Raw genomic sequence first — 16,676 nt, forward strand, 5'->3', positions numbered from 1 at the left:
GATCAGGCGGCCAGCTTCATCTCGCCGGCGGCAGCGGCCAGGGCCCACGGGTCGATCCGCAGGGTCTCGCCGTCGGTCTCGGCGACCGAATCGGTGGTGGCGGCCAGGCTCAGGATCTTGTCGAGATCCAGGCCGGTCTGCTCAGCGGCCTCAAGCGGCGTGAGCACGTAGGTATCGCGCATCGTGCGACCTCCATGGTGATATTCGTCATTGGGTCATTATCAGCCCGCGGTGAGGACGATGCTTCGAGACAATGTCTCAGGAGCGCCTCACAGGGTGTTGATATGCACTTTATGTCGGGCTGCCCCTCCCGCAAGGGTTTCGTGACGAAAATCTTGCGAATGGTGTTCCCTGTGGCATTGCAGCAACAAATGACGAAGAAAAGGTTAACCGTCCTTGCGGAACGGCGATTCCTCCAGCAGCAGCTCCTTCTCATGGACCATCTGGCGGCGCTCGCGGGCCAGGAAGTCCTCCACGGCATCGCGGAAGCCGTCGTCCAGGATCAGGTGGTTGCTGTAGGTCTCCACCGGCAGGTAGCCGCGCTGGATCTTGTGCTGGCCCTGGGCGCCGGCCTCGACCTTGGCCATGCCGCGCTCGATGGCGAAGTCGATGGCCTGGTAGTAGCAGGCCTCGAAATGCAGGAATCTGTATTCCTCGGTGCAGCCCCAGTTGCGGCCGAACAGGGTGTCACTGCCGATCAGGTTCAGCGCGCCGGCGACCGGCTCTCCGTCGCGCTCGGCGACGACCAGCAGCACCCTTTCCGCCATGCGCTCGCCGAGCAGCGAGAAGAAGGTGCGGTTCAGGTAGGGCGAGCCCCATTTGCGGTCCGAGGTGTCCATGTAGAAGGCGAAGAACGCGTCCCAGTGCCGTTCCTCGATGTCCTTGCCCACCAGCCGGCGGATCACCAGGTCGGTCTCGGCGACCTGGCGGCGCTCCTTGCGGATCGCCTTGCGCTTGCGTGAGGAGAGCGCCTCGAGGAAGGCGTCGAAGCTGGCATAGCCGTCGTTGTGCCAGTGGTACTGCAGGCCCATGCGCTGCAGGAATCCGAATTCGCCCAGTCGGTTCCATTCCGGCTTCGGCACGAAGTTCACATGGGCGGTGGTGACGTTGAGCTGGTTCATCAGCGCGACGACCCCGCCCGCCAGGATCTCCTGCGCCCGGGCCGGGTCGATATCCGGGCGGACCAGCATGCGCGGGCCGGTCACCGGGGTGAACGGAACCGCCGACAGCAGCTTGGGGTAATAGCGCCCTCCCGCCCGCTCATAGGCGTCGGCCCAGCCCCAGTCGAAGATGTACTCGCCCTGGGAATGGCCCTTCAGGTAGAGCGGCATGGCGGCGGCCAGCCGACCGGCGCGGTCGTTGACGGCGAGGTGGCGCGGCAGCCAGCCGGTCTGCGCCCGCACCGACCCGCTCTCCTCCAGCGCGTTGAGGAAGTCGTGCGACAGGAACGGGTTGTCCGCGCCGGCGCAGGCATCCCATTCCTGCGCCGCAACCGCGGAGATCGCGGGCAGGACGGAGACTTCTTCGGCGAGTTCCATCTGGATATCGGTGCCGTCGGGCATGGGCGGGATCCGCTGTGGTCGTCCACGGAATCCAGGTGGGGCGGTCCTGCCGCGAAGCAAGGCCGCCCCGGATCGGCTGTCGGGCCCCCTGAGGGGCAGGCGCGTCAGGCGAGCTCGAACACCGCTTCGACCTCGACCGCGACGCCGCGCGGCAGGGCGTTGGTGCCGACCGCGAAGCGCGAATGCCGGCCCTTGTCGCCGAACACCGCGACCATCAGGTCGGAGGCGCCGTTGACCACCTCGGGCTGCTCGGTGAAGTCGGGGGTGCAGCGCACGAAGCCGCCGAGCTTCACCACGCGCGCAACCTTGTCCAGGTCGCCGTCGCAGGCGGCCTTGGCCTGGGCGATCAGGTTCTTGGCGCAGATCTCGGCGATCTTGCGGGCGTCGTCGGTGGTCAGGTCCTTGCCGACCACGCCGATGCCCTGGATCTTGCCGTCGGCCATCGGGATCTGGCCGGACACGAACAGCAGGTTGCCGCTGCGCACGAACGGCACGTAATTGGCGGCGGGCGTGGCCGGGGTGGGGATCTCGATGCCGAGCTCGGCCAAACGGGCCTCAATGGTGCCAGCCATGGCTGCTTCTCCTTGGACGTAGGGATTCTTGAGTTGGTTGCCAACGGAGCCTAGCCGGGCATGACGCCTCACGCCAGAGAACGATCCAGGGGATGATGGCCGGTCCGGTCGGGTCGCGGCAGGCCGGGCCGCGCGACAGGGAAGCGCGGGCGGTCGGAAAAAAGCCGGGTGCGCCAAGTCTCAGGCGGGCGCACCCGCTAGGCTGGACGGAGAACCGTCCTTAGGAGCTTCACAGGGTGGTGGGAGAGGGCGAAACGAGGCCTGTCCTCTCCCGCTTCCATCGCCGGGGAAGCGATGGAACTCTGCGCGCCGGGCGATCCGCTCCTTCGAAATGATCGCAGCGCAAGCCTGTCTCGATTCGATACATATAGTGTCAGATTTTCATTCAGAACACAATATATATTCGATTTTCCCGTGTGGATCGGGTCGATTGTGTCTCCTTGACCCTTGCGGTTTGCCCGGCCTTGCGCCGGGGGGGCGGCGAGGCCGCGGTATGGAGCCTTTGCCGAGACGCTCCAACACGCCGACGTCGCGATCCCAGCGCGAGGCCGGGAACACGCGGGGGGGGGGGGGGGGGGGGGGGGGGGGGGGGGGGGGGGGGGGGGGGGGGGGGGGGGGGGGGGGGGGGGGGGGGGGGGGGGTGGGGGGGGGGGGGGGGGGGGGGGGGGGGGGGGGGGGGGGGGGGGGGGGGGGGGGGGGGGGGAGGGGGGGGGGGGGGGGGGGAAGATAGAGGGGGCCGCGTGTCGACGGGGTCGGTGAGGTCTTGGCGCGCGGGTGGCGGCGGGCCACTATGGGTCCCTCTTTCTCCCTGGGGGCGTCCATGTCCAGCTTGCTTCGAAACGATCTCGACGTGTTGCCGCCGCTCGGAACCCTGGCGCGGGGCGAACCGATCCAGGTCTTCGCGGCACCGCCGGGAACGCCCGCCAAACCGCAGATCGCCCGCGCCATGGGCATCGAGATGTGGGATACCGCCGGCAACCGCTATCTGGACGCCAGCTCGGGTCCGGTCGCCTGCAACCTTGGCTATGGCAACCGCCGGGTGCTCGACGCCCTGACCTCCCAGGCGGAGGCGGCGGCCTTCGCCAACGTCTCCCATTTCGAAAGCAAGGCGAACCGCGACTTCGCCGAGCGGCTGGCCGAGGCGGCCGGTCCCGGCTACGAGCGGGTGTTCGTCGTCTCGGGCGGCTCGGAGGCGAACGAGGCGGCGCTGAAACTGGCCCGGCAGATCGCCCTGTCCCGGGGCGAGGCTTCACGCTGGAAGGTGATCTCGCGCCAGCCCTCCTATCACGGCGGCACGCTGGGGGCGCTCGCCATCACCGGCGACCCGTCGGCCCATGCCATGTTCGGCCCGATGCTGCAGGAGATGCCGAAGGTCCCCGCACCGGTGACCTATCGCATCCCCGCCGGCCTGGACGAGGAGAACTGGGCGTTGAAATGCGCCCAGGATCTGGAGGACAGGGTCGTCGCCGAGGGGCCGGAAAGCGTGCTGGCCTTCATCCAGGAGCCGGTGGGCGGGGTGTCCACCGGCGCGCTGGTGACCCCGGCGGCCTACATGACCCGGGTGCGCGAGATCTGCGACAAGTACGGCATCCTGCTGATTCACGACGAAGTCATGAGCGGCGGCGGCCGGACCGGCGCCTTCCTGTCCCACGATCACTGGCCGGACTGCCGGGCCGACCTGATCGTTATGGCCAAGGGCATCGGGGCCGGCTATCTGCCGCTCGGTCTGGTGCTGGCGCCGCGCGATCTGGTGGAGACGGTGGCCAGCGGAGGCGGCTTCCTGCACGGCCACACAGCGCTCGGCAACCCGCTGTCCTGCGCGGTGGGGCTGGCGGTGCTGGAGGAAACCCTGGAGCGCGGGCTGGTCGAGCGCTCCGCGGTGCTCGGGGCCGAACTGAAGACGCGGCTGTGGGACATGGCGAACCGCTACCCGATCATCGGCGACGTGCGCGGCAAGGGTCTGCTGATGGCGGTGGAGTTCGTGGCGGATCCGGCGACCAAGCGGCCGTTCCCCATAGAGGCGGCAGTGCCGGCAGCGGTCTCCCGTATCGCAATGCAGAACGGTTTGATACTGTACACCCGCGGGACGAACGCCGGCCGGGACGGAGACTGGGTGATGGTGTCTCCGCCGTTGGTTACCAGCGACCGGGAACTCGATGAAATAACCGACCGGCTGGAAAAGTCGTTATCACAGGCAGAAGCCGAATTTTCTTCCCTGCGGAAGCTGGGGAATTAACCAAGAATTAAGTTCGAAACTGCGACTGTGGGCGGATGAGCATCCAGGGTCACATAGCGCACGACGCCGTTGAGCGCAAACTCGCGAGCCACCGGCTTTGGTTGGAGGGGGCGGCCGAAGGGCAGCCCGCGTCCTTTGCCCATACGAATCTGTTCGGATCGGACTTCTCCGGCCAGGATCTGCGCGAAGTCGATTTCGGCGGCGCCGACCTGCAGGGGGTGCGCTTCATCGGCTGCAACCTGACCCGGGCGATCTTCGCCGGGGCGGATCTCTGCGGCGCCTCGTTCCGCGGCGCCACTCTGGAGGAAGCGGATCTGACGGGCACCCAACTCGTCGGCACGGTGTTCGAGGGCGCCGATCTGCGTGGCGTCTCCCTGCGCGGCGCCAGCGGTCTGCCGTCGAAGAACGACAGCCAGGCCGCCTTCGCCGGGACCTCGGTGAACTTCGCCGGCGCGCGCATGCACCGCGCCAACCTCAAGGGTGCCAAGCTCGATCAGGCCCGCATGGCGCAGACCGACCTGACCGGCGCCAACCTGGAACGGGCGAACCTGCGCCGCGCCTCCATGTCCGGCGTGATCCTGCGCAACGCGAACCTCGTTTCGGCCGATCTGAGCGACGCCGATCTCAGCGACTCGCTGGCGACCGGTGCCGACCTGTCGGGCGCCCAGCTCGACGGGGCGACGATGGACCGGGCCAACCTGATCGGCGCCCGTCTGCGCGACGTCGATCTGAGCAAGGTCGACACCTCCAACGCCCGCTTGGCGCCGCCGGCCGATATCGTCGCGGCGGAAGTCCAGCGCACCCTGGTGGAACATGACCGCTGGGTGCGCAGCGACGGCAAGCGCGGGTCGCGCGCCTCGCTCGACGGGGTGGATCTGACCGATGCCGACCTGCGGGGCCTGAACCTGTCCGGCGCGGACCTGCGCGGCGTGATCATGCACCGGGCCCTGCTGACCGACGCCCTGCTGGTGCTGGCGGATCTGTCGGGGGCCGACCTGTCGCTCGCGTCTTTGGCCCGCTGCAACCTTTCCGGTGCGATTCTGTCCGGCGCCAACCTGTCCCGGGCGGATCTGACCGACGCCATCCTGACCGCGGCGCCGCTGCTGTCGAGCCATGGCGAGAATGTCGGCCGCAAGCAGGAGACCCGCCTGAACGGCGCCAATCTGACCGGGGCGGTGCTGGACGGCGTGAAGCTGGACGAGGCGCGCCTAGAGGGCGTGCCGCCGAAGAAACTGCGCTCCGACCAGTAGGCGCGCCACCATCCCGAAGCGTTTGACGGCCCTGGCGCCGGTGCACCCTTAACGCGGTGTGCCGACGGGCGTAGTCTGTCGCTGTTCCTTGCCCGAGGAGAGCGACACCGTGACCCCAGAGACCATCCGCCCGTTGTTCGACCTCGGCGACGACGTCGTCTACATGAACTGTGCGGCCCAGGGCCCGGCCCCCAAGGCGGCGGCCGAGGCCGGACGCCTTGCGGTCGATCGCAAGGCCCGACCGTGGGAGTCGGCGCGCAACGCCCTGCCGCAGGAGATGGACCGGGCCCGCGACCTCTTCGCCGGGTTCATCGGTGCCTCGGGAGCGGATATCGCGCTGAGCACCGCCACCAGCTATGCCGTCGCCGTCGCCGCCCGCTCCATCACCCTGGAGCCGGGGCAGAGCGTGGTCGTCCTGGAGTCCCAGTTCCCCTCGAACCTCTACGCCTGGCAGCTTCTGGCCGAACGCAGCGGCGCCACGATGACGGTGGTGCCCTGGCCGTCGGACGGCGACTGGACCAGTGCCGTGCTCGACCGTCTGGGACCGGAGACCGGCCTGGTCGCGCTGCCGAACGTCCATTGGGTGGATGGCGGCACTCTCGATCTCGGGCCTATCGCCGACGTCGCCCATTCCCTGGGGGCGGCGATCTTCATCGACGCGACCCAGTCCATCGGCGTGCTGCCGCTGGATGTCGCCCGGATCGACCCGGACTACGTCGCCTGCTCCGCCTACAAGTGGCTGCTGTCGCCGGACCAGTGCGGCTATCTCTATGTGGCGCCGCGCCGCCAGCACGGCGAGCCGGTGGAGCATAACCACGCCGCCCGGGTCGGCGATGCGCCGATGACCCTGTCGCCCGGCTACGGCCGGACCTTCCAGCCCGGGGGCAGGAAGTTCGACCAGGGGGCGGCCGATTCCATGATTCACATGCCGATGGCGGTGGCGGCGATGGAGCAGATCGCGCAGTGGGGCATCGAGGCTGTCGCCGGCGGTATCCGACCGGTGGTCGACCGTATCGCCGAGCAGGCAGCCGCGCGGGGGTGGGGCGTGCCGCCGAAGGCTCACCGCTCGCCGCATTTCATCGGCCTGACCCTGCCCGAGCCGCCGGCTTCCGACCTGGCGGACCGCCTGGCGGCGGAGAATGTCCATGTGAGCCTGCGCAGCGGTCGGGTGCGGGTGGCGCCGTATCTGTTCACGCGGCTGGAGGAGGTGGACGCCCTGTTCGCGGCGCTCGACCGGCACGTCCGGTCGGCCGCCTGACGGAAATCAGCGGGCCGGAAATCAGCAGGCCGGGGTTCGGTAGGCGGGGATCAGCAGGTCGGCGACGGCCGCACCGTATCCTTGCCGGTGGCATCGACCGAGGGCGGGCGTGGCGGCAGGCGCCGCTGGCGCACTTCGCTCATGTCGAGGAAAGCCACGCCCTGACCGAGCACGCCGACCGCCGCCATCTTCAGCGTCTGCTCCATCTTCTGCTTGGAGAAGCGGATCACCGGGTCGGTCACGGCGATGATGAAGGCGTTCTCCAGCGCCCGCTTCAGCACGTCCGGCTGGCTGGTCAGCACCCGGATCGGCTCTTCCCGGTCGAAGGCGATCGCCACGTTGCAGGACGCCTCGAACCGGGAGGTCAGGTCGCCCATCGGCGGCTCGATGGCGATCCGGAACGGCAGGGGAATGATGACCGCCGCGTTGCGCGAGGCCTCCAGGCGCAGGCGCAGGAAATGGGCTGCGATCGACAGCAGGGCGAAGATCACCGACAGCTCGAGGACGCTGCGGTAGTCGCCGGGCGTGAAGATCGGCGCGCCCCCCGACAGGCTCAGCACGTTGTCCAGCATGTAGATGGTCAGGGTCAGGATCAGCGACAGCGCCGCCATAAGCGCGGTCGCGACGGTCACCAGCCAGAGTGTGTAGGGAACATCGACGATCTGACCGAGCGAAGGCTGCGCAACCGGCTGTGGCTTACGGGCAGCTGGCACGCGAACGATCGGAGCAGGTCCCTTATCTTCCATCAGCATGTCCGTCACGGCGGCCATCCCCGATTTGCCTTCTCTGTAATCAAAAGGCGGATTTCACTTTCAATAATAATATAGATCATGCTGATTGACGTTTCAATCGGTAAGATAAAACGCGATCTCTACCTGCGGGTGAGACTCCACAATAACGGTCGGCACCCTGCGACCGAACGCGCCGGTGCTGGAGCGGTTCCAATCTGCGCTAAGATCCCGTGCCATCCCTTCCGACGCCAAAGCCGCACCCATTCGGGCGGCGAGACCGGGCTTCGTCATGACCGACCACCCCATCCTGCGCACCCTGGCGCATCGCGAGTACGGCCTCTACACGCTGGGTAACGGCGTGTCGCTGATCGGCATGTGGGTGCAGCGGGTGGCGCTGGGCTGGCTGACCTGGGAACTGACCCATTCGGCGACCTGGCTCGGGGCGGTGGCCTTCGCCGACCTGTTCCCCTCGGTGCTGATCGGGCTGGTCGGCGGTGTGGCGGCGGACCGGCTCGACCGCACCCTGGTGATCTTCGCCTGTCAGTCCCTGTCCATGGCCCTGGCCGTGCTGCTCGGCATCCTGACCCTGTCCGGCAACATCTCGGTGGAGGTGGTGGTGCTGATGACCTTCCTGAACGGCATGGTCATCGGGTTCAACCAGCCCTCCCGCCTCGCCCTGGTCCCCCGGCTGGTGCCGCGCGAGCGGATCACCACGGCGGTGGCGATCAATTCCATGGTGTTCAACACCGCCCGCTTCATCGGCCCGGCGGTGGCGGGGCTGGTGATCGTCTGGGCCGATCTCGGCTGGGCCTTCATCGTCAACGCCCTGAGCTATCTCTGTCTGCTGGCGTCCCTGGTCGTGATCCGCACCCGAAACCCCTCCATCGGCCGGGAGGGCGGCGTGCCGAGGGCAAGGCGCGGGCTGATCGGCGACATCGCCGAGGGCATGCGCTACGGGGCCAGCGATCCTGGTCTCGGACCGATCCTGCTGCTGCACCTGGTGACCGCGATCTCCGTGCGCGCGGTGACCGAACTACTGCCGGGGTTCGCCGACCATGTCTTCGGCGGTGGCGCCGACACCCTGGCCATGATGACGTCGGTGACCGGCGTGGGCGCGATCATCGGCGGCTGGATGCTGGCCGGACGGCGTCAGGAGGGCGGTCTGGTGCCGATCGTGCTGGTCGCCTCCATCGTCGTCGCCTTGTCGGTTCTCGCGGTGGCGCTGTCGGGCAGCCTGTGGATCGCCCTGCCGGCGCTCGCGGTCTACGGTGCCTCCATGGTGGCCGCCGGCGTCGGGACGCAGACCATCGTCCAGCTTGCGGTGCCGTCGGACAAGGTCGGTCGGGTGCTCAGCCTGCACGGCATCATCTTCCGCGGCGGCCCCGCCATCGGCGCGCTGGCCATGGGGGCGGCGGGCGACGTGGTCGGCCTGGAGCCGCCGGTGATCTTCGGCTGCGTGGCCGCCCTGGCCGTCATCGCGGTGATCTGGATGCGGCGACGTGCCATCTCGTCGGCGGTCGACCGGGCGGAGTGAGATTCCGCAGTCAGGCGGAGGAGGGCGGCGGATGACTGTTACCGACACGGCCGGTATGGGGCTGCAGGCGCTGGAACAGCGGGTGGCCGAGGATCTGCCGAAGATCGCCTATCCCTCCGGCCGCTGGGTCCCCCCGCACCACACCGCCGATGGAACCCGCATCCTCGACGTGCTGATCGTCGGCGGCGGCCAGGGCGGCACCGCCATCGCCCATGCCCTGACCCGTCAGCGGATCGTGAATTTCCGCATTGTCGACCAGTCCGAACCGGGCCTGGAAGGGCCGTGGAACACCTATGCCCGCATGGCGACCCTGCGCTCGCCCAAGGCGGTGACCGGCCCGGATCTCGATATCCCGTCGCTGACCTTCCAGGCCTGGTTCGAGGCCCAGCACGGCGTGGCCGCCTGGGAGGAACTGAACAAGATCGACAAGGGCGACTGGGTGGCCTACCTGCTCTGGCTGCGCCGGGTGCTGGACCTGAATGTGGAGAACGGCAAGCGGGTCGAGCGTATCGAGCCGGCTGCCCCTTATCTGGTGGCGACCGTCCGCAACCTCGCCACGGGCGCGGAGGAGCGGGTCACCGCCCGCAAGATCGTGCTGGCGACCGGCATCGAATCCTCGGGACGCTGGTGGACCCCGCGGGTCATGGAGCCGGTGGACAAGCGGTTCTGGGCGCATACCTGCGAGGAGATCGACTTCGCCGCCCTGGCCGGACGGCGGGTGGCGGTGCTCGGCGCCGGCGCCTCGGCCTTCGACAACGCGGCGACCGCCCTGGAGGCGGGGGCGGCGTCGGTGACGCTCTGCGTGCGCCGGCCGGAGCTGCAGCGCGTCCAGCCGTTCCGCTGGCTCAGCTTCCCGGGCTTCCTGGGGCATTTCCACACGCTGGACGATGCCTGGCGCTGGCGCTTCATGAACTACCTGCTGTCCATGCGCGAGGCCTTCCCGCGCGAGACCTGGCAACGGGTCGCCCGGCACGGGACCTTCCAGTTGCGCACCCAGGCGGCCTGGGAGCGGATCGAGCCGGCGGGCGATGCCGTCCGGATCACGACGCCGTCGGGTGCGCTGGAGGCCGATTACCTCATCGTCGGCACCGGCTTCGACATGGACATGGCCCTGCGGCCCGAGTTGGACGGGGTGGCCGAGCACGTGGCGCGCTGGTCCGACCGCTACGTCCCGCCGGCGGGCGAGGAAAATCCGCGCCTCGGCCGCTACCCCTATCTCGGCCCTGCCTACGAACTGCTGGAGCGCGAGCCGGGCGCGGCGCCGTGGCTCAAGCACATCCGCCTGTTCACCTTCGGCGCCACCATGAGCTTCGGGCCGTCGGGCGCCTCCATCAACGCCATGAAGTTCGCCGTCCCGCGCATGGCCGCCGGTATCGCCCGCGACCTGTTCCACGAGGATGTGGCGGATCACTGGGAGAACCTGACCGGTTTCCAGTTGCCGGAGTTCCTGTTCGACGGCGAGGAGGGCGAGGCCGCCCCCGCCGTGCCGGTCATCGACCGAGGGTGAATGGGTGCGATGTTCCTGGGCCCGGTTGAGGCTGGACCCGCCCGGCTCCTCGGCTTACCTATTGCGGAACAAGAATCAGCCGATCCGGGGAGCGCCCAGACCCATGCCCATAGACAAGATCGTCCCTGACGTCGCCGCGGCCGTGGCCGGCGTGAAGGACGGCGACACCATCATGATTTCCGGCTTCGGCTTCGCCGGCGTGCCGAACGACCTGATCCACGGCGTGCTCGACAGCGGCGCCAAGGACCTCACGGTCATCTCCAACAATGCCGGCACCGGGACCGAAGGCCTCGCGGCGCTGATCGGCAGCGGCCGGGTGACCCGGATCATCTGCAGCTACCCGCGCTCCAAGGGCTCCGACCTGTTCGACGCGCGCTATGCCGCCGGTGAGATCGATCTGGAACTGGTGCCCCAGGGCACCCTGTCGGAGCGGATGCGCGCCGCCGGCGCCGGCGTGGCCGGGTTCTACACCCCGACCGGTGTGGGCACCGACCTCGCCGAGGGCAAGGAGGTGCGCAACTTCGACGGCCGCGATTATGTGCTGGAGCTGCCGCTGCGCGCCGATCTGGCGCTGGTTCAGGCCTACAAGGCGGACCGCTGGGGCAACCTGATCTACCGCAAGGCGGCGCGGAATTTCGGTCCGGTCATGGCCATGGCGGCGGACCTGACCGTGGTGCAGGTGCGCGAGATCGTGCCGCTGGGCGAGATGGACCCCGAGGCCATCGTCACCCCCAGCATCTTCGTCGACCGGGTGGTCCATATCGACAACGACCGGGAGTGGGACATATGAGCAGCGCCGTTTCGAGCGCCGGTACCGCCACGGAGTCGGGCGCCGGTTTCACCAAGCTCACCCGCCTGCAGATCGCCCGCCGCGCGGCGGAGATGATCCCCGACGGCAGTTTCGTCAATCTCGGCATCGGTATTCCGACGCTGGCGGCCAACGTCATGCCCGAGGGCAAGGAGATCGTGCTCCACAGCGAGAACGGCATCCTCGGCGTCGGTCCCGGCCCGGCCGAGGCGGATCGCGACCGCGACCTGATCAACGCGTCCAAGGAGTACGTGACCCTGCGGCCGGGCGGCTCGTTCTTCGTGCACAGCGACGCCTTCGCCATGATCCGTGGCGGCCATCTCGACCTGGCGCTGCTCGGCGCGTTCCAGGTGGCGGGCAACGGCGACCTGGCGAATTGGACCACCGGCGACCGGCGCTTCCCGCCGGGCGTGGGCGGAGCGATGGACCTCGCCGCCGGGGCCAAGGGCATCTGGGTGCTGACCGATCACGTCACTAAGAAGGGCGAACCGAAGATCGTGAACGCCTGCTCCCTGCCGCTGACGGCACCGGGGGTGGTGAAGCGGATCTTCACCGACATCGCGGTGATCGACGTGACCGAGGGCGGCCTTGTGGTGCGCGAGATGGTGCCGGGCCTGACCCTGGAGCAGCTCCAGACGATGACCGAGCCGCCGCTCACCCTGGCGGAGGACTGGAGGGAACTGGTGGTCGCGTAAGCGGCTGCCAGCTTACCACTCACCTTTCAGCGTCATCCCGAAACGAGTTCGGGATGACGAGGGGGAGCAAATAAACCCTCAGGCCGGCTGGCGGCCCGTGCTGTAGCGGCCGCCGGGGCGGAACTTGTCGAGATAGGTCGGCACGATCACTTCCACCGGCGTCGCCTTCACGCCGAGATCGGCCAGGGTCTTGGCGTCCGCCGCCACCACGTTGTCCGACTTCAGCAACTCCACCTGATCGCGGGTCAGCATCGGGCTCGGCAGCAGTTCCAGGAAGGTCGCCTGGATCGAGGCGGCCCAGAACGGCAGGTTGACCAGCTTGGCCTTCCGGTTGGTCTCCTTCAGGACCATCTCCATCAGCTCCCGGAAGCTGTAGATCTCCGGCCCGCCCAGCTCGTAGGTCTGCCCCTTGGCGGCCGGGGTCTCCAGCGCGGCCATGACCGCGTCGGCCACGTTGTCCACATAGACCGGCTGGAACCTGGTGGTCCCGCCGCCGATCAGCGGCAGCACCGGCGAGAGCAGCGCCAGCGACGCGAACTTGTTGAAGAAGCTGTCATTGGCGCCGAACACCACCGACGGGCGCAGGATCGTCGCCTCGGGGAAGGCGGCGCGCACGGCCTGCTCGCCCTCGGCCTTGCTGCGGGCGTATTTCGACGAGGAGTCGGCATCGGCGCCGATGGCCGAGACATGCACCATGGCCTCCGCACCGACGTCCTTCGCCGCCTTGGCGATCACGCCCGGGGCCGTGGCCTGGACCGCGTCGAAGGTGTTGCGGCCCGACGGATGCAGAATGCCGACCAGGTTGACGACCATGGAGGCGCCGTTGACCGCCCGGGCGATGGCGGCGGCGTCGGTGACGTCCGCGCGCATCGGGGTGACCTGACCGACCACGCCCATGGGCTTCAGGAACTTCGCCTTCTCCACATCGCGGCAGACCGCGTTGACCCGCGCCCCGCGCTGGGCCAGTTCGCGCACGATGTTGCGGCCGATGAAGCCGGAGGCGCCGAAAACGGTGACGAGCTTGCCTTGCATGGCCGTTCCACTCCTGCACTCGGGAATTACCGGGTTCTTATAGTACAGCAGGCTCCGGGAGGGGAGAACGAATGCCCTGCGACAGATCGCGCAGCCCATCGCAGAATGGGTGCGAAAACCCGTTTGACATTGTCGGCGCGGCGCTTATAACACGGCCCTCCGAACGGTCCTGCAAGGGACCGTCCGCACCTTGCCCAGGTGGCGGAATTGGTAGACGCGCTAGCTTCAGGTGCTAGTGGCCGTAAGGTCGTGGAAGTTCGAGTCTTCTCCTGGGCACCACCTCTTCTCGTCCAAGCTGCCGATCCGGGACCAACATCATGACCGCGACCGTGCACCAGGGCGATCTCCCCGACGGACTGGATCTCGGCAAGGTCGTCGCCATCGACAGCGAGACCATGGGCCTGCGCCCGGAGCGCGACCGGCTCTGCGTCGTCCAGCTCTCCAGCGGCGACGGCGACGCCCATCTGGTGCAGTTCGCCAAGGGCATCTACCACGCGCCGAACCTGTGCCGGCTGCTGACCGACCCCACCGTCCTCAAGCTGTTCCACTACGCCCGGTTCGACGTGGCGGTGATGCAGGCCTATCTCGGCGTGGTGACCACCCCGGTCTACTGCACCAAGATCGCCTCCAAGCTGGTCCGCACCTATACCGACCGGCACGGCCTGAAGGATCTCTGCCGCGAGCTGCTCGGGGTGGAGGTCTCCAAGCAGCAGCAGTCCTCCGACTGGGGCGCAGTCGAGCTGACGCCGGAGCAGGTGGCCTATGCCGCCTCCGACGTGCTGCATCTGCACCAGCTGAAGGACCGGCTCGACGCGATGCTGGCGCGCGAGGGCCGCACGGAGATGGCGCAGGCCGCCTTTGACTTCCTGGCCACCCGTGCCTATCTCGACCTCATCGGGTACGGCGACGAGGACATCTTCGCCCACTGATCCGCAGCGTTGCCGAACGCGTTTGCGAGCGCGGCCGCCCGGAGCCCTGGTCTTCGGGACCTTCGTCTTCGGTGCCTTTGCCTATGCCTCGTTCCGTCTGCGCGGTATAAACCTGAGAGAAGAAGAGTCGCGGGACAGGACCAGTAGTGGCAGTCACTCAACACTTGAGCCAGCACGTTCCGCCACAGCAGTCTTCGGCGAGGGGGCGCCACCGTCCGGTGGTCCGCGCCAGCCGCCTGGTCGCGGCGATGAAGATGCTGCTGCCGGCCCTGGCCATAACGCTGGTGGCCCTGGTTCTGATCTGGCCGCAAATCAGCCGCAACACCGCCGACATTCCGGTCGATCAGGCGCCGGTGACACTGGAGGACGTGGATACCCTGCGCATGGCGAATCCGCGGTTCGTCGGCCAGGACGAGAACGACCAGCCGTTTGAGATCGTCGCCCGCGCCGCCACCCAAATCGGCGATACCGGCCAGGCGGTGGAACTCGACCATCCCCAGGCGGATATGGTGAACAAGGACGGCACCTGGGTCTCCCTGAACGCCGAGGAGGGGGTGTGGTTCAAGGACGCTTCCGTAGTCAACCTGACCGGCGGCGTCGCGCTGTTCCACGACGCGGGCCATCAGCTCGTGACCGAGGAGGCGATGATCGACATGGGGCCCGGCAATGTGTTCAGCGAGGTGCCGACCCAGGGCCAGAGCCCGGGCGGCACGATCCGGGGCGAGGGCATGCAGAGCCTGGACCGCGGCGCGCGAATCATCTTCACCGGTAAGGCGCGGGCGGTCCTGTACAGCACCGGCGCCAGCGAGTGACGACAGTTGAATGATGGTACCCCGATGATGGCTCGCCTGGCCGCGATACTCGTGACGATTCTGGTTCTCGGCCTCGGCCTCGGCGGCGGCGCGAGCCCCGCCCGTGCCCAGCTTCTGCAGCAGGAGGGCGACGACCCGGTGACCATCGAGGCCGATGACGGCATCGAATGGGTCCGCGACGACAAACTGTATATCGCGCGCGGCAACGCCAAGGCGGTGCGCGGCACCCTGACGGTCAGCGCCGATACCCTGACGGCGGCCTATCGGGCGAAGGATACCGGCGGCAGCGAGGTCTACCGGCTGGAGGCGCTGGGCAATGTGGTGATCGTCTCCGCCGAGGACCGGGCCGTGGGTGATCGTGCGGTCTACGACATCGACCAGCAGGTCATCGTCCTGACCGGCGAGGGTCTGAGCTTCAAGAGCGGCATCGACACCATCACCGCGCGCGACAGCCTGGAATACTGGGAGACCCGGCAACTGGCCGTGGCCCGGGGCGAGGCCACGGCCCGGCGCGAGGGCCAGCGGATCGACGCCGATGTCCTGACCGCCCATTTCGGCGAGGGGCCGAACGGCGAGAACCGGATCGAGCAGGTGGACGCCCTGGGCAATGTCGTCATCACCACGCCCGAAGAGGTCGTGCACGGCGACGAAGGCGTCTACGATGTGCTCCGCGAAGTCGCCACCCTAGAAGGCGACGTGCGGGTGACCCGCGGCGAGAACCAGCTGAACGGCGAACGCGCGGTCGTGAACCTGAAGACCGGGGTCAGCCGTATGCTGCCCGGGTCGAAAGCCGGCGGGCGGGTGAAGGGCCTGTTCACGCCGGAGCGGGAGAACAACTGACGCGGTGCGGAAAACCGCCGCTCGTGCCGCCACCGTGCTAGACTTCGCGGTGGGGACGTAACTGAAGGTCGGCCAACCGTGCCGACAGGGGACGAGAGAACGGATGGCACCGATCGACGGGGTTCGACCGACACGCACTGACGAGGCCTCGCCGCGTCTCGTGCACGAGAACACCACGCGCCGGGGGCTGGCCGCCCGCAACGTCGGCAAGCGGTTCAAGAAGCGGCCGGTTCTGCGGGATGTCTCGGTGAATGTGCGGCCGGGCGAAGCGGTCGGGCTGTTGGGTCCGAACGGCGCCGGCAAGACCACCTGCTTCTACATCATCACCGGCCTGATCGCGACCGACGCCGGCACCGTGACCCTGGACGGCCAGGACATCACCGACCTGCCGATGTACCGCCGCGCACGCCTCGGCATCGGCTACCTGCCGCAGGAAGCCTCCATTTTCCGCGGTCTCAGCGTCGAGCAGAACATCGCCGCCGTGCTCGAGGTGGTGGAGTCCAATCCGAGCCGCCGCGAGGCGATGCTGGAGGATCTGCTGGCCGAGTTCTCCATCAGCCATCTGCGCCGCACGCCGGCGCTGGCCCTGTCGGGCGGCGAGCGCCGACGGGTGGAGATCGCGCGGGCGCTGGCCTCCAGTCCGCAGTTCATCCTGCTGGACGAGCCGCTGGCCGGCATCGACCCGATCGCCGTCGGCGAGATCCGCGACCTGATCTCGCATCTGACCGATCGCGGCCTGGGCGTGCTGATCACCGACCACAACGTCCGCGAGACGTTGGAGATCGTCGATCGCGCCTATATTCTCCATGATGGCATGGTCCTGATGGAAGGATCGCCGGACGACATCGTCGGAAACCGCGATGTCCGGCGCTTCTACCTCGGGGAACGTTTCAGTCTCTGACGCTGTCCG

At 68.3% G+C, this 16,676-nt stretch carries 16 protein-coding genes and 1 tRNA gene; 12 read left to right on the forward strand and 5 right to left on the reverse strand.

The features are described 5' to 3' along the window. Positions 1–2 precede the first annotated feature (2 nt). From BLS34_RS08400 to BLS34_RS08410, 3 genes are all read right to left on the reverse strand, one after another. Entirely contained in the window at positions 3–182 is a 180-nt protein-coding gene (locus BLS34_RS08400) for a hypothetical protein (RefSeq protein ID WP_028793385.1), read from the reverse strand. A gap of 204 nt (positions 183–386) precedes the next feature. Further along, complete coding sequence (locus BLS34_RS08405) at positions 387–1,562, reverse strand: GNAT family N-acetyltransferase (RefSeq protein WP_028793386.1); 1,176 nt, start codon at positions 1,560–1,562, stop codon at positions 387–389. A 104-nt stretch (positions 1,563–1,666) separates the two neighbouring features. After that, complete coding sequence (locus BLS34_RS08410; RefSeq protein WP_028793387.1) at positions 1,667–2,134, reverse strand: RidA family protein; 468 nt, start codon at positions 2,132–2,134, stop codon at positions 1,667–1,669. Positions 2,135–2,954: 820 nt separating this feature from the next. On the opposite strand from BLS34_RS08410, the gene BLS34_RS08420 reads away from it, so the two are divergent. The 3 genes from BLS34_RS08420 (at position 2,955) to BLS34_RS08430 (ending at position 6,878) form a co-directional block, all read left to right on the forward strand. Next, complete coding sequence (locus BLS34_RS08420) at positions 2,955–4,370, forward strand: aminotransferase family protein (RefSeq protein ID WP_175474154.1); 1,416 nt, start codon at positions 2,955–2,957, stop codon at positions 4,368–4,370. Positions 4,371–4,405: 35 nt separating this feature from the next. Next, entirely contained in the window at positions 4,406–5,620 is a 1,215-nt protein-coding gene (locus BLS34_RS08425; protein ID WP_084618708.1) for a pentapeptide repeat-containing protein, read from the forward strand. 109 nt (positions 5,621–5,729) lie between these two features. Further along, the gene (locus BLS34_RS08430; protein ID WP_028793388.1) at positions 5,730–6,878 is read left to right on the forward strand and encodes an aminotransferase class V-fold PLP-dependent enzyme; all 1,149 of its coding nucleotides are present in this window, start codon (positions 5,730–5,732) and stop codon (positions 6,876–6,878) included. Positions 6,879–6,928: 50 nt separating this feature from the next. Here BLS34_RS08430 and BLS34_RS08435 read toward each other — a convergent pair whose 3' ends face one another. Beyond that, a complete protein-coding gene (locus BLS34_RS08435) occupies positions 6,929–7,591 on the reverse strand; it encodes a hypothetical protein (RefSeq protein WP_215906067.1) in 663 nt (220 codons plus the stop codon). Positions 7,592–7,898: 307 nt separating this feature from the next. Here BLS34_RS08435 and BLS34_RS08440 point away from each other — a divergent pair, with 307 nt between their 5' ends. The 4 genes from BLS34_RS08440 to BLS34_RS08455 all read left to right on the forward strand — a co-directional run bounded on the left by BLS34_RS08440 (position 7,899) and on the right by BLS34_RS08455 (position 12,153). Beyond that, positions 7,899–9,143: an MFS transporter gene (locus BLS34_RS08440; RefSeq protein WP_093149575.1), complete on the forward strand. Its 1,245-nt coding sequence runs from the start codon at positions 7,899–7,901 to the stop codon at positions 9,141–9,143. A 31-nt stretch (positions 9,144–9,174) separates the two neighbouring features. Next, positions 9,175–10,650 (forward strand): NAD(P)-binding domain-containing protein, encoded by a 1,476-nt coding sequence (locus BLS34_RS08445; RefSeq protein WP_093149577.1) that lies wholly within the window; start codon positions 9,175–9,177, stop codon positions 10,648–10,650. Between the two features lie 103 nt (positions 10,651–10,753). Further along, positions 10,754–11,440 (forward strand): 3-oxoacid CoA-transferase subunit A, encoded by a 687-nt coding sequence (locus BLS34_RS08450; RefSeq protein WP_028793391.1) that lies wholly within the window; start codon positions 10,754–10,756, stop codon positions 11,438–11,440. After that, positions 11,437–12,153: a 3-oxoacid CoA-transferase subunit B gene (locus BLS34_RS08455; protein ID WP_093149579.1), complete on the forward strand. Its 717-nt coding sequence runs from the start codon at positions 11,437–11,439 to the stop codon at positions 12,151–12,153. Before BLS34_RS08450 ends, BLS34_RS08455 begins: the two co-directional genes overlap by 4 nt. A gap of 78 nt (positions 12,154–12,231) precedes the next feature. On the opposite strand, the gene BLS34_RS08460 is transcribed toward BLS34_RS08455, so the two are convergent. Continuing rightward, positions 12,232–13,185: a complex I NDUFA9 subunit family protein gene (locus BLS34_RS08460; RefSeq protein WP_093149581.1), complete on the reverse strand. Its 954-nt coding sequence runs from the start codon at positions 13,183–13,185 to the stop codon at positions 12,232–12,234. A 192-nt stretch (positions 13,186–13,377) separates the two neighbouring features. Here BLS34_RS08460 and BLS34_RS08465 point away from each other — a divergent pair. The 5 genes from BLS34_RS08465 to lptB all read left to right on the forward strand — a co-directional run bounded on the left by BLS34_RS08465 (position 13,378) and on the right by lptB (position 16,667). Further along, positions 13,378–13,464 (forward strand) — tRNA-Leu (locus BLS34_RS08465). A gap of 38 nt (positions 13,465–13,502) precedes the next feature. Beyond that, positions 13,503–14,114 (forward strand): ribonuclease D, encoded by a 612-nt coding sequence (locus BLS34_RS08470; protein ID WP_093149583.1) that lies wholly within the window; start codon positions 13,503–13,505, stop codon positions 14,112–14,114. Between the two features lie 218 nt (positions 14,115–14,332). Next, entirely contained in the window at positions 14,333–14,926 is a 594-nt protein-coding gene (gene lptC / locus BLS34_RS08475) for an LPS export ABC transporter periplasmic protein LptC (protein WP_093149585.1), read from the forward strand. Positions 14,927–14,950: 24 nt separating this feature from the next. Beyond that, positions 14,951–15,766, forward strand: coding sequence for an LptA/OstA family protein (locus BLS34_RS08480; protein ID WP_093149586.1), 816 nt, complete (start codon positions 14,951–14,953; stop codon positions 15,764–15,766). A gap of 103 nt (positions 15,767–15,869) precedes the next feature. Further along, positions 15,870–16,667, forward strand: coding sequence for an LPS export ABC transporter ATP-binding protein (gene lptB / locus BLS34_RS08485; RefSeq protein ID WP_051244079.1), 798 nt, complete (start codon positions 15,870–15,872; stop codon positions 16,665–16,667). Positions 16,668–16,676: the final 9 nt, after the last annotated feature.

This window comes from Thalassobaculum litoreum DSM 18839 (genome assembly GCF_900102465.1).
Classification (GTDB): domain Bacteria; phylum Pseudomonadota; class Alphaproteobacteria; order Thalassobaculales; family Thalassobaculaceae; genus Thalassobaculum; species Thalassobaculum litoreum.